Source organism: Paenibacillus dauci, assembly GCF_000971985.1.
Taxonomy (GTDB): Bacteria; Bacillota; Bacilli; order Paenibacillales; family Paenibacillaceae; genus Saccharibacillus; species Saccharibacillus dauci.
Map to the genome: position 1 here is coordinate 437,816 of NZ_LAQQ01000005.1, position 13,225 is coordinate 451,040.

The 13,225-nt window shown below is 46.4% G+C and carries 9 protein-coding genes; all 9 read right to left on the reverse strand.

Features of this window, described 5'->3' with window-relative positions:
* Positions 1 to 79: 79 nt before the first annotated feature.
* Positions 80 to 2,881, reverse strand: a complete 2,802-nt coding sequence (locus WH46_RS19670) for an FtsK/SpoIIIE family DNA translocase (RefSeq protein ID WP_407944421.1) — start codon at positions 2,879 to 2,881, stop codon at positions 80 to 82.
* 261 nt (positions 2,882 to 3,142) lie between these two features.
* Complete coding sequence (locus tag WH46_RS19675) at positions 3,143 to 4,822, reverse strand: ribonuclease J (RefSeq protein ID WP_017813733.1); 1,680 nt, start codon at positions 4,820 to 4,822, stop codon at positions 3,143 to 3,145.
* A gap of 525 nt (positions 4,823 to 5,347) precedes the next feature.
* Entirely contained in the window at positions 5,348 to 6,223 is an 876-nt protein-coding gene (dapA, locus tag WH46_RS19680; RefSeq protein ID WP_017813732.1) for a 4-hydroxy-tetrahydrodipicolinate synthase, read from the reverse strand.
* Between the two features lie 34 nt (positions 6,224 to 6,257).
* Positions 6,258 to 7,496, reverse strand: a complete 1,239-nt coding sequence (gene dapG, locus WH46_RS19685; protein WP_017813731.1) for an aspartate kinase — start codon at positions 7,494 to 7,496, stop codon at positions 6,258 to 6,260.
* 18 nt (positions 7,497 to 7,514) lie between these two features.
* Entirely contained in the window at positions 7,515 to 8,564 is a 1,050-nt protein-coding gene (locus WH46_RS19690; RefSeq protein WP_046228021.1) for an aspartate-semialdehyde dehydrogenase, read from the reverse strand.
* A 211-nt stretch (positions 8,565 to 8,775) separates the two neighbouring features.
* Positions 8,776 to 9,231 carry a dUTP diphosphatase gene (dut, locus tag WH46_RS19695; RefSeq protein ID WP_036629987.1) on the reverse strand — a complete coding sequence of 152 codons (456 nt, stop codon included), beginning with the start codon at positions 9,229 to 9,231 and terminating at the stop codon, positions 8,776 to 8,778.
* Positions 9,215 to 10,468 (reverse strand): M16 family metallopeptidase, encoded by a 1,254-nt coding sequence (locus WH46_RS19700; RefSeq protein ID WP_046228022.1) that lies wholly within the window; start codon positions 10,466 to 10,468, stop codon positions 9,215 to 9,217. The genes dut and WH46_RS19700 overlap by 17 nt, the downstream gene beginning before the upstream one ends.
* A 144-nt stretch (positions 10,469 to 10,612) precedes the next feature.
* The gene (pnp, locus tag WH46_RS19705; protein ID WP_017813727.1) at positions 10,613 to 12,721 is read right to left on the reverse strand and encodes a polyribonucleotide nucleotidyltransferase; all 2,109 of its coding nucleotides are present in this window, start codon (positions 12,719 to 12,721) and stop codon (positions 10,613 to 10,615) included.
* A 180-nt stretch (positions 12,722 to 12,901) separates the two neighbouring features.
* Positions 12,902 to 13,171, reverse strand: a complete 270-nt coding sequence (gene rpsO, locus WH46_RS19710; RefSeq protein WP_017813726.1) for a 30S ribosomal protein S15 — start codon at positions 13,169 to 13,171, stop codon at positions 12,902 to 12,904.
* Positions 13,172 to 13,225 lie beyond the last annotated feature (54 nt).

Consider the following 13,225-nt stretch of genomic DNA (forward strand, 5'->3'; position numbering starts at 1 on the left):
AAGCCGCATGTCCATAAATAATGGTGGACAAGCGGCTTTTTATTAGCTTTAGTTACTTCTGCTATATTTCATTGGTGTATTAGCTACCGGTATTGATCTGATGATACTGTTCCGGCGAAATAAGCACTTCACGCGGTTTGCTTCCCTCGTATGGACCAACTACACCATGGGCTTCCAATGAATCGATCAGACGTGCAGCACGTGTATAACCGACACGCATCCGGCGCTGCAGAAGCGACACCGAGGCCTGCTTGGCTTCGATTACAATCTGCATCGCTTGATCATAAAGTTCATCCTTCTGTTCATCCATTGCAGCAGCAGTATCGTCAATTTCCGGAACGATATCATCATTATACTGGGCTTCACCCTGACTGCGGCAGTATTCTACAATCGTCTCAACTTCCTGATCCGACATAAAGGCTCCCTGTACACGTACCGGCTTGGAAGAACCAACAGGCATGAATAACATATCGCCTCTGCCCAGCAATTTCTCAGCTCCACCCATATCCAGAATCGTCCGGGAGTCAATCTGGGAAGAAACTCCAAAAGCAATCCGGGACGGAATATTGGCTTTGATTACCCCTGTAATAACATCTACCGAAGGACGCTGGGTAGCAATAATCAGATGAATTCCGGCTGCCCGTGCCATCTGGGCCAGACGGGCAATCGCATCCTCCACATCTCCTGCTGCAACCATCATCAAGTCTGCAAGTTCATCGACAATAACAACAATATACGGCAGAATCGCATCGGGATTATCTTTCATCAGATTGTTATAACCTTCCATATTGCGCGTGCCCGATTTGGAAAAAAGATCATACCGTTTTTCCATTTCCACTACTATTTTCTTCAACGCGAGTGAAGCGCGGCGCGGATCGGTAACGACCGGTGCAAGCAGATGCGGAATACCATTATAGATATTAAGTTCGACCATTTTGGGATCGACCATCAGGAATTTCACTTCATCCGGCTTGGCTTTGTATAGAATACTCGTGATAATCCCGTTAATACATACTGATTTTCCTGACCCTGTAGCACCAGCTACCAGCAGATGGGGCATTTTGGCCAGATTACCGACAATGGTCTGTCCAGCAATATCGCGTCCAAATGCAATTGACAATTTAGCTTCAGATTCTTTGAAAATCTGGGTCTCCATAACTTCACGCATTGTGACCATAGAGACTTCATTATTTGGCACTTCAATACCAATAGCGGATTTGCCCGGAATTGGCGCTTCCATACGGATATCCTTGGCTGCCAGAGCCAGTGCAATATCATCTGTCAGACCTACAATCCGGCTTACCTTGACGCCTACATCCGGCTGAATCTCATAACGTGTAACCGCAGGTCCACGGACCACTTCCAATACTTTTGCTCTTACGCCAAAGCTCTCCAGTGTAGTCTCCAACTTGCGGGCGATTACCATGTAATCATTCTGATCGCTGGCACTGGCAATATTTTTGGGCATAGCAAGCAGCTGGAAAGGCGGCAGCTTATAAGGTTTCGGTGGTGGCGGTGCAGGAACAGGTATTACTTCTTGTGCTTCAAAATCCTTGTTTTCCACGGTACCACTTTCTGTTTGTTCCTTCGCTTCAGCCGTAAGCCCTTCAGCGATACTCTTATCATTCAAATCTGTCCCTGAAGCCATCCTGCTGTTCGGAAAACTGGCTGCTCCCATATCTGCTGACAGTACAGCCGAATCGGGTGAGGATGCAGAATGATCGAGACTGTAATCTGGATTGGATTCACTTGATGAAGACAGAGGTTCTGCTCCATCATCTTCCGGCTTATCTCCGGAGCGTTCAGAACGAATTTGCTCAAAAAAGTCCCTGATAATCAGAGGCTTCTCACGTGTTGCAGAATCAGACTGTAGGTCGGGCTCCATCTGAGCATTATCCCACAGATCCTCTTCATCCTGTACTGCAGAGACCTGCTGTGTGTCTTTTACCGAAGAAGTTGCTGCTGTCTTGCCAACATGCTCGGCAGCTGTATATGCTTTTATAGTTTCTTTTAGATGATCAGGTACATTTCCAACTACAGTTTCTTCCTCTTCGATTGGATCAGGCTCAGAAACCGATTTGCGTCCCCATGCGAATAATCCTTTTTTCTTAGGAGGATGATCTTCCTCGTCAGCATACTCTTCTTCCGATTCATCATAGGATTCCAGCTCTGCTGCTTCTGCTAGTTCGCGTTCACGACGCTGTTCGGCGAGAGCTTCACGAGAAGCGTTCCATTGCGACTGTACAGCTGTTCCTGCTTTGGCTCCATACATACGAATACGTTCCAGTAAATCGACCACAGACAGCTGAGTAATTAGCATCAAGCTGATCACCAGCATAACTCCGGCGATTAATTTGGTGCCGATCACACCAAACAGCATCATGAACAGCCACATCTGCACAGCACCAACATAACCTCCCGCCGCCTGCCGGGCTGGTAGTGAGAGTAGCTGATCCTCTGGTACATAAAGGAGTACACTCCATAGCGTCAATGTACATACAAGCATAACCAGCCCGCTCCATCGACTGTTCCATCCCTGTGCCCAGCGCTGCCGCAGCATGGTCATTAATCCGATATAGGCTCCCGCCAGAGGAAGTACAAAATACATTTTCCCCAGAATAAATGACGTTATGTAATATAGAAAATGTCCGACAGCTGCCTGACGGGATAAAGCAATGACCGATATCGTAATGAGAATGATTCCGTAAATTTCATATTTTAACAGGCTCAGTGCGGGAGCCTTGGGTTTACGTTTACGGCTTGTTGTTTTGCGCCTTGTCGTCTGCGTAGTTTTGGTTGTTTTGCGCGCAGTGGATGGCGGCAATTTGCGGGTTGATTTTTGTGTTGTTTTAGGTTTATCGGCCGTTTTGGTCTTAGCCACCTGTCACCACCTCCAATGCATTATTATATCATACTCTACCCGGTATAGGGCTCCTTTGTACCGGTATATTTACTACCGGATTCTCATAACATTATGATCTGGTTTCATTCATTTTTCGTTCATCCAAATTGCAATAAAACTTTAGATTTTTGATTTTGGACATGACAAAACCCCTGTCCTCGCATGGGACCGTCCAATATACCATGCGAGGAGCAGGGGCGACTGGTTGCCTCTTACTCGTTATGCTTATTTAACATGTGATTAAACTTCCATGATGATTGGCAGAATCATAGGTCTACGGCGTGTTTGCTCATACAGGAAGCGGCCCAGTGCGTCTTTTACGCTAGTCTTCAGGGAAGCCCACTCATTTACATTTTCACTCATCAGACGCTGCAGTGTGCTGGTTACGATGCGGTTCGCTTCATCCAGTAGTCCTTCGGATTCACGTACATATACAAATCCGCGGGAGATGATATCCGGACCGGATACGATCTGGCCGTTCTGCTTGCTCAGTGTAACTACAACGACCAGGATGCCATCCTGAGACAGCAGTTTGCGGTCACGCAGTACGATATTACCTACATCACCTACACCCAGACCATCGATCAGTACGTTACCGGAAGTAACTTTACCGGCTTTGCGTGCAGAGCCACCATGGATCTCTACTACATCACCAATATCTACGATAAAGATGTTATTAGGATCTACACCAACGGATTCGCCCAGCAGAGCATGTCTGCGCTGCATACGGTATTCACCGTGAATCGGCAGGAAGAATTTTGGTTTCATCAGGTTAAGCATCAGTTTGAGCTCTTCCTGGGAACCGTGACCGGATACGTGAACGCCCGGGTTAGCACCGCTGTAAAATACGTTAGCACCAAGACGGAACAGCTCATCGATCGTACGGCCGATATATTTTTCATTACCCGGTACTGGTGTAGCCGCAATAATAACGGTATCTCCAGGCAGGATATCTACTTTGCGATGTGTGGAACGGGCCATGCGTGTCAGCGCTGACATCGGCTCGCCCTGGCTGCCAGTGGACAGGATAACAACACGGTCCGCTGCCATTTTATTTACTTCTTCAGGCTCAATCAGCATTCCATCCGGAATCTCCAGATAACCCAGATCTTCGGCAATGCCTACTACGTTAACCATACTGCGTCCGATAACGGTAACTTTACGGCCTGTAGCTGCTGCTGCATTGATAACCTGTTGAATACGGTGTACGTTGGATGCAAATGTAGCTACAACTACACGCTGTGAAGCTTTGCGGAAGATATCTTCCATTACAATCCCTACGTTTTTCTCGGAAGGCGTGTATCCTGGTCTGTCAGCATTGGTACTGTCGGACAGAAGCGCCAGAACGCCTTTGCTTCCGATTTCAGCCATGCGCTGCAGATTGGCAAACTCATCATTGACCGGAGTATGATCGAATTTGAAGTCACCTGTGTGTACAACGTTTCCTTCCGGGGTAGCCAGGCAGATACCGACAGAATCCGGAATACTGTGATTGGTACGGAAGAACGTAGCTGTCAGGGTGCTGCCCAGCTTCACTTCCGAATCTTCATTAATCAGAATCCGTTTGGTTTCGCCAAGAAGGTTAGCTTCTTTCAATTTGTTCTCTACCAGACCGATAGTTAATTTGGTACCGTATACAGGCACATTCAGATGTTTCAGTACATACGGCAATCCGCCAATATGATCTTCGTGACCGTGTGTTAAAAGGATACCGCGAACTTTGTCACGGTTCTCTGTCAGATAAGAAATGTCTGGTATAACGATATCAATACCCAACATATCTTCTTCCGGGAATTTGAGACCGGAGTCTATTACGACAATATCATTTCCATACTGGACAACATACATGTTTTTACCAATTTCACCGACGCCGCCCAGCGCAAAGATCGTCAGTTTTTCGTTGTTTGTTTTTTTGGACAATGTAATCTATACCTCCTATGAATGTTGGACGTCGTTTTAATATTTATAAACAAAAAATGATACACTTATACATACGTTATTTGGCAAAACTAACCGAAAATGTTGGCTATGACAATATAAACTGGCTGTTCCGCCAATTGAATATGCAAGAAACCATCATCCGAAAGTTTCATTTTCTTGCATGGTTTGCCGATTTTACCGAACGCTCTGCCTGACAAAGAATTCTATCAGCAAACTCTATTACTTTATACCGCACCCAGTCACTTGAGAATATTATACATGATTAAAAAACAAAAACACAAGTCAAGTTTATTGGATGTTATTACAGCGTATGTAAAATCCTTTTGTAGCAAGGAATTTCCGTTCTCCAAGACAGGGTTCCTTTTCTTATCAAGGAAGTTCTGTACGGATTCTATCCGTTTATTTGCATAAAAATAGCCGCCTGTTTCCAGACGGCCATAATTACTGTATTCAATACTGCTGCTGAATCTATTGGAAGGGTCATCTCACCCCTTGCCTACTAAATTACAGCAACGCATCGATAAATTCACGTTCAGCAGCAGATGGTGCCAGCAAAGGCAGACGTACATTACCATTGCCATATCCTCTTTGGAACATCGCATATTTCACTGCAGCCGGGTTAGGCAATGGATCCGGGCAAGCAAATAATCCCTGGAACAAAGGCAGCAGTTTTTGATTGATATGAGCTGCCTTTTGATAGTCTCCCTGCAGATGTGCCTGAATCATCTCGGCCATCTCGTCACCAGCTACATGGCTGGCTACACTGATAACACCATAAGCACCTACTGCAATCGCAGCAAAGCATGTTGCATCATCACCGGAATATACCCGGAATCCTTCAGGAGCATGTCCTGTAATATGTGTAACCTGCTCGATCGTGGCACATTCCTTGGTTCCAACGATATTATGGATTTCTGCCAGTTTCAGTGTCGTTGCTGCTGACAGACTGACTACGCTGCGTCCCGGTACATTGTAAAGAATAACCGGCAGCTCTGTCGCTTCGGCAATTGCTTTGAAATGGGCATACAGACCTGCCTGGCTAGGCTTGTTGTAATAAGGTACCACAAGCAGTACACCATCTACACCCAGCTTGGCTGCTTCCTGTGTCAGATGAATAGAGTGTTTGGTATTGTTACTACCGGTTCCTGCAATGATCTTGCAGCGACCCGCTGCATGCTTGACAGCAAAATCAAACATCTCCAGCTTCTCTTCGTCGCTGAGTGTTGGTGATTCACCGGTTGTTCCACATACGACGAGCGATTCCGACTTTTGTTCATTGATCAAATAATCTATTAGCCGGCCTGTCGCTTCCCAGTCGATCTCATCCTGATCATTAAAAGGAGTAATCATTGCCGTCATTAATCTTCCAAAATCCACCACTAAACTTCCTCCTTCGATAGAGGGCCTGCGCCCATCAGACATGCAGCTGGAACTGATTATGCAGCGCTCTTACGGCCTGCACCATATCTTCCTTTTTTACCAGCACCCATATGGTAGTATTGGAATCTGCTGATTGCAGAATAGATATATTCTGTTCACTAAGTGCTGCAACAATCCGGGCCATAATGCCTGGCACTCCGTTAATCCCGCCTCCGACAACAGATACTTTGGCACAGCCGGACAAGATCGAAGGACGAAGATTCATCTCTTCCAGTACAGCCTGCGCACGCTGCGCTTCATTGTCGAACACGGTATATACCGCACCATAAGGGGTAACATTAATAAAGTCTACGCTAATCCGGTTTTCAGCCATGGACTGAAATACTTTGAGCTGCAGCTGATCAATGCCTTCCTGCTGTCCTACGGTAATCTGGGTCACATTATTTACATAGGTAATCCCGGTTACGAAACGGTCTACGACACCACCAGGTGAATCTACAAACTGTTCCGGTTGGGTAACCAGCGTGCCTTCTCCTTCTGCAAATGTGGAACGGACACGTACAGGTACCTGTGCCTGCATTGCAATTTCCACAGCACGCGGATGAATAACCTTGGCACCCTGATGAGCCATATTGCAGATTTCTGTATAACTCACATAAGTAAGCGGCTTGGCGTCTTCCACAATACGTGGATCAGCGGTCAAAATGCCGTTTACATCTGTATAAATATCTACCATATCGGCATGCAGTGCAGCACCAAGCGCTGTAGCGGATGTATCGCTGCCTCCGCGTCCGAGAGTAGTCATATCTCCCAATTCACTTTGCCCCTGAAAACCGGTCACAATAACTACTTTGCCGGCTTCCAGCTCGCGCAGTACCCGATCCGGACGCACTGCCAGAATGCGGGCATTGCCAAAATTATCATCTGTAATAAAGCCGGCCTGCGCTCCTGTAAGAGCTACAGCAGGTATGCCTTCGCTGGACAGCATGCCGCTCAGGGTAACCGCAGATATAATCTCTCCACAGCCCATCAACAGATCACGTTCTCTGGCTGATGGAATACTGCCGTTTAACGCTGTACTATCCAATAACGTATCTGTTGCATAAGGATCGCCGCTGCGTCCCATCGCGGATACGACAACGACAAGCTTGACCTGCTTGGCAAGCTCTCGTCTGATATGACGCAGCACATGCTCTCTCGCTTCAGGAGTGGAGAGCGATGTACCGCCAAACTTTTGTACCAGTATATTTTGTTTTTGCATTAAAGTTGCCATAATGACAATATGCCTCCGTTAGCTGCTAACTGCTGCTGTTTTTGCTGCAATGATCTCGGCGATTTGTACAGCATTCCATGCTGCGCCTTTGAGAAGGTTATCGGATACAATCCACATATTCAGACCGCGTTCATCTCCCAGATCGCGGCGCAGACGACCGACAAACACATCGTTTTTGCCTGCGGCTTCGGTAGCCAGCGGATACGCCTGATTGGATGGATCATCCACAAGAGTAACACCCGGCGCATTCTGGAGCAGCTGCTTTACTTCGTCCAGATCAAAGTCTTGTTTGAGTTCTACAAAGACGGATTCGGAATGACCATATACGACAGGAATGCGTACACATGTCGTTGTTACTTTGATCGATTCGTCCTCCATGATCTTCTTGGTTTCCCGTACCATTTTCATTTCTTCCAGTGTATAGCCGTTATCCTGAAATTTATCAATCTGCGGGATCGCATTAAATGCAATCTGGTGTTTAACCGGCAACGAACCAACTGGCAGAATATCCGGTTCTACGGTTTCGTTATCCAGTACCGATTTGCTTTGACGTTTCAATTCTTCAATAGCCTGGTTGCCTGCTCCGGATACCGCCTGGTAGGTAGACGCAATAATGCGTTCGATACCATAACGATCATAGAGCGGCTTCAGTGCAGCCACCATCTGAATAGTAGAACAGTTCGGATTAGCGATAATTCCCTTGTGATCAGCGATACGATCGGCATTGACTTCCGGCACGATCAGAGGCGTATCCGGGTCCATACGATAGGCATTCGTATTATCGATACATACTGCGCCATGACGAACAGCATGTGGAGCCAGTGCCTTGCTGATATCACCGCCCGCACTGAACAAAGCGATATCCACACCCACAAAACTGTCAGGGGTAGCTTCTTCCACAGTCACTTCCTGGCCTTTAAAAGTAACCTTTTTACCGGCAGAACGTGCGGAAGACAGCAGCTTCAGTGTCTTCACCGGGAAATCCCGCTCTTCAAGCAATCTTACGATTTGTTGTCCTACTGCTCCTGTCGCACCAACGACAGCTACATTAAAGAATTGATTAGACATCTAGCATCTCTCTCCCCTTTGGTATTCCAGAGTCTATGTACAACAAGACCTGATCAAATACACAAACGGCGGTCTTTTACAGACCACCGCAGACCCTGGCCGGCTTGCACCGGAATATGATTTCAGTATCCTGCAATAATTGTAGAAATGATATCATTCCCTGTTATATCTTTCAACTGTTTCGCAAAAATGAATTTAACACAATAAAGTATTACTTCGTTCCTGTATGTCCGAAACCGCCTGCTCCACGTACAGTCTCCGATAATTCTTCTACCTGAATCAGGTCGGTATCAGGTACGGTCTGGAATACCATCTGTGCAATTCGCTCGCCGCGATTGATCACAAACGGTTCCTGCCCCAGATTAATCAGCAATACCTTGATCTCTCCGCGATAATCTGCATCGATGGTTCCGGGTGTATTCAGGCAGGTAATGCCATGTTTGAAGGCGAGTCCGCTTCGAGGGCGGATTTGTGCTTCCAATCCGGCTGGCATTGCCAGCGCGATTCCGGTAGGTACCAGGGCACGTGTGCCGGGTTCCAATGTCATCGGTTCGGTAACCGATGCATACAGATCATAACCGGAAGCAAGTTCCGACATTCTCCGTGGAAGTTCCAATCCTTCGCTTCCAGGAAGGGTTTTGATTTCTACTTTAATGGACAAGTTCATCTCTCCTTACATGTGCAATGCTTTTATCCGATCCGCCAACCATTGCCAGAGCATACGGTTCAGCGAACATATCGTCAATGACTGAACGAATATCTTCCATCGTCACTTCTTCGATATAGCGGATTGTCTCGTCTACGGTATTATGCTTTTGCAGCATAATCTCGTTTTTGCCGAGACGGTTCATAATACTGCTGGTGCTCTCTAGACTGAGAATCAGACTGCCTTTGAGCTGCTGTTTGCCCTGCTCCAGTTCTTCTGCTGTAAGACCATTTTGCTTGAGATCCTGTAACAGCGCATGAGTCAGTTCAAACACATCTCCGGTCTGCTTCGGTGCTGTACCTGCATAGATGGTAAACAAGCCACTATCAGCATGAGCCGTATAATAAGAATATACCGAGTAGGCCAGTCCACGCTTTTCCCGGATTTCCTGGAACAGTCTGGAGCTCATACCTCCACCGAGTGCATTGTTGAGCAGTACCATGGCATAATATCTCGGATCATCTATTTTACCACCAGGGAAGTTCATACAGATATGATTTTGCTCCGTTTTTTTCTTGCGGAAAATAACTTCTCCTTTAAAAACAGGTGCTGTTACAATCGGCTCCGGTCCATGTACATCAAAATCACCAAAATACTTTTCCAGCAGTGGAACAACACTATCATCGATATTACCGGCAATGCTGATCACCGTATTTTCGACCGTATAGCGATCTTTCATAAACAAACGCAGCTGTTCCGGCCCCATTGGTTTCAGACGTTCTTCTGTGCCGAGGATCGGATAGGCCAGTGGATGATTGCCATAGGAAGCCATCGTGACCAGGTCATGCACCAGATCGTCGGGATCATCCTCATACATGGAGATTTCCTCCAAGATGACGTTTTTCTCTTTGGCCAGTTCATCAGGGTCCAGTAGGGAATCGAAAAACATATCGGATAAAATATCCAGTGCAATCTCCAGATGTTCATCAAGCACTTTGGCATAAAAACAAGTATATTCCTTACTGGTAAAGGCATTTACATTACCGCCGATACCATCGAAAATCTCGGCAATCCGTTTGGCGTCGTAACGCTTGGTGCCTTTGAACAACATATGTTCAATAAAATGCGAAATTCCATTTGTCACCAGACTTTCATTGCGTGATCCGGTTTTGATCCAGATCCCAAATGTGACAGAACGGAAAGTAGGCATTTTTTCCATAACTATTCGAAGACCATTATTCAGTTGTACCCGTTCCATAGGCGGACCTCCCGTTTCATAAATGCATTCCTATCCTAACAGAATATGAGTATTGACTCAACATGATGGAATGAAAAAAAGAGACAGAAGAATTTCTGGCTCTTTTGGTTAATGCTATGAAGATGCGTTGTATAAAGGAATGGATTAGGAATTCGTTTTTTCGGATGTTTCTGCTGTCAGCAATACTTTGCGAGACAGGTTCACACGGCCCTGGTTATCGATTTCCGTAACTTTAACGGTAATCATATCTCCAATGGCAATAACGTCTTCCACTTTGGCTACACGCTCTGTAGAGAGCTGTGAAATGTGTACCAGACCATCTTTACCCGGAAGAATCTCTACGAATGCGCCAAACTTCTCGATTCGTTTTACTTTACCCAGGTACGTCTCGCCTACTTTCACTTCACGAACCAGATTTTCGATCATGGTTTGTGCTTTCTGGATCATTTCTTCATCGGACGAACCGATAAAGACGCGACCATCCTGCTCGATATCAATTTTCACGCCAGTTTCATCGATGATTTTGTTGATAACTTTACCACCGGGTCCAATAACGTCACGGATTTTATCCGGATTGATATTGATAATAACGATTTTTGGAGCATACGCAGACAGGCTTGTTCTTGGCTTGTCCATGATCTCATTCATTTTGCCAAGGATATGCAGTCGTCCTTCACGTGCCTGTGACAATGCTTCGGACAGGATCGCACGATCGATACCGTTGATTTTGATATCCATCTGAATAGCAGTTACGCCTTCAGCTGTACCGGCTACTTTGAAGTCCATATCGCCGAGGTGATCTTCCATACCTTGAATATCGCTCAGAATAGATACATGATCCTGATCTTTGATCAGACCCATTGCAATACCCGCTACTGGAGCTTTGATCGGTACACCTGCATCCATCATAGCCAGTGTGCTGGCACAGATGCTTGCCTGAGAAGTAGAACCGTTGGATTCCAGAACTTCGGATACTACGCGAATCGTATAAGGGAATTCTTTTTCGGAAGGAATCACTTTGGACAATGCGCGTTCACCCAGTGCACCATGACCGATTTCGCGGCGGCCCGGCGGACGAAGTGGACGTGCTTCCCCTACGCTGAACGGCGGGAAATTGTAATGATGCATAAAGCGTTTGGATTCTTCCGGTGCAATACCATCCAGAATCTGTACATCGCCCAGTGCACCCAGTGTACAAATGCTCAGTACCTGTGTTTGTCCACGTGTGAACAGACCGGAACCGTGCGTTCTAGGCAGCATTTTTACATCACATTCGATTGGACGAATTTCTTCCAGACGACGTCCATCCGGACGTACTTTGTCATGGGTAATCAAACGACGTACTTCTTCTTTGACGATATCATGAAGGATTTCCTTCACATCATCCATCAGATCAGGAGTCTCGGCATACAGCTCTTCAAAATGAGCTACAGCTTCGTCGTTTACTTTGTCGATCGCTTCCTGACGTGCCTGTTTTTCGGCAATTTTCAGCGCATCAACCAGACGTGCAGATGCATATTCACGAACAGCAGTATTGGCATCACTGTCTACCGTATGCAGTTTTACTGCCATTTTCGGTTTACCGGCAACTTTAACCAGCTCTTCGATAGTTGCAATAATATTCTGGATTTCGCTGTGACCAAACATGATCGCTTCCAGCATGATATCTTCCGGCAGCTCATTAGCTTCGGCTTCTACCATCATGATTGCGTCTTTGGTACCGGCTACTACCAGATACATTTCGCTTACTTCCTGTTGTGCCAGTGTAGGGTTAACGACGAATTCGCCATCTACACGACCTACAGCCACGCCACCAATCGGTCCGTCAAACGGAACATCCGAAATGCTGAGTGCTGCGGAAGTACCGATCATTGCAGCGATCTGAGGCTCACAATCCTGTTCTACGCTCATTACGTAGTTGGCTACCTGTACATCATTACGGAAGCCTTCCGGGAACAATGGACGAATCGGACGGTCTGTCAGACGGCTTGCCAGAATAGCTTTCTCGCTCGGTCTGCCTTCACGCTTGATAAATCCACCTGGAATCTTACCTACAGCGTACAATTTTTCCTCGTAGTTGACTGTTAACGGGAAAAAGTCCAGATCTTTGGGTTCAGAGGAGGCTGTTACTGTACACAGTACCGATGTGTCACCGTAGCGTACCATTACGGCTGCGTTAGCCTGTTTGGCCAAACGGCCGGTTTCCAGTATCAGAGTTCTGCCTCCGAGCTGCATTTCAACTCGCTGTTCCATGAAATTCCTCCTTTTTAGGTCATCATCACTATTCTATAATCAAATCCAAATTCCCTGCCGGAAATGATAATCCATAACTTCAAAAATATGTGTACTTACAAAAAGCAACCCGGTCGTTGCCGTTGGCTCCGAAAAGACCATACGGCTGAACAACCAGGCTGCTTTGGAATTGCTTTAGTTTTAGCGACGAAGGCCGAGTCTTTCGATCAGCGCGCTGTAACGTCTAACATCGGTTTTCTTGAGGTAAGCCAGAAGCTTACGACGTTGACCTACCATTTTCAGAAGACCACGACGGGAATGATGATCCTTTTTGTGGCTGCGGAAATGATCCTGCAGGTTAACGATGTTTTCAGTCAGGATAGCGACTTGTACCTCTGGAGATCCTGTATCGGACTCGTGAGTTCTGTACTCTTCGATCAGCTGTTGTTTACGTTCTTGAGTTAATGCCATCCTATTCACCTCCTTAGAATTTTCATAATAATAACCACTAGCCTCGTTATCGGC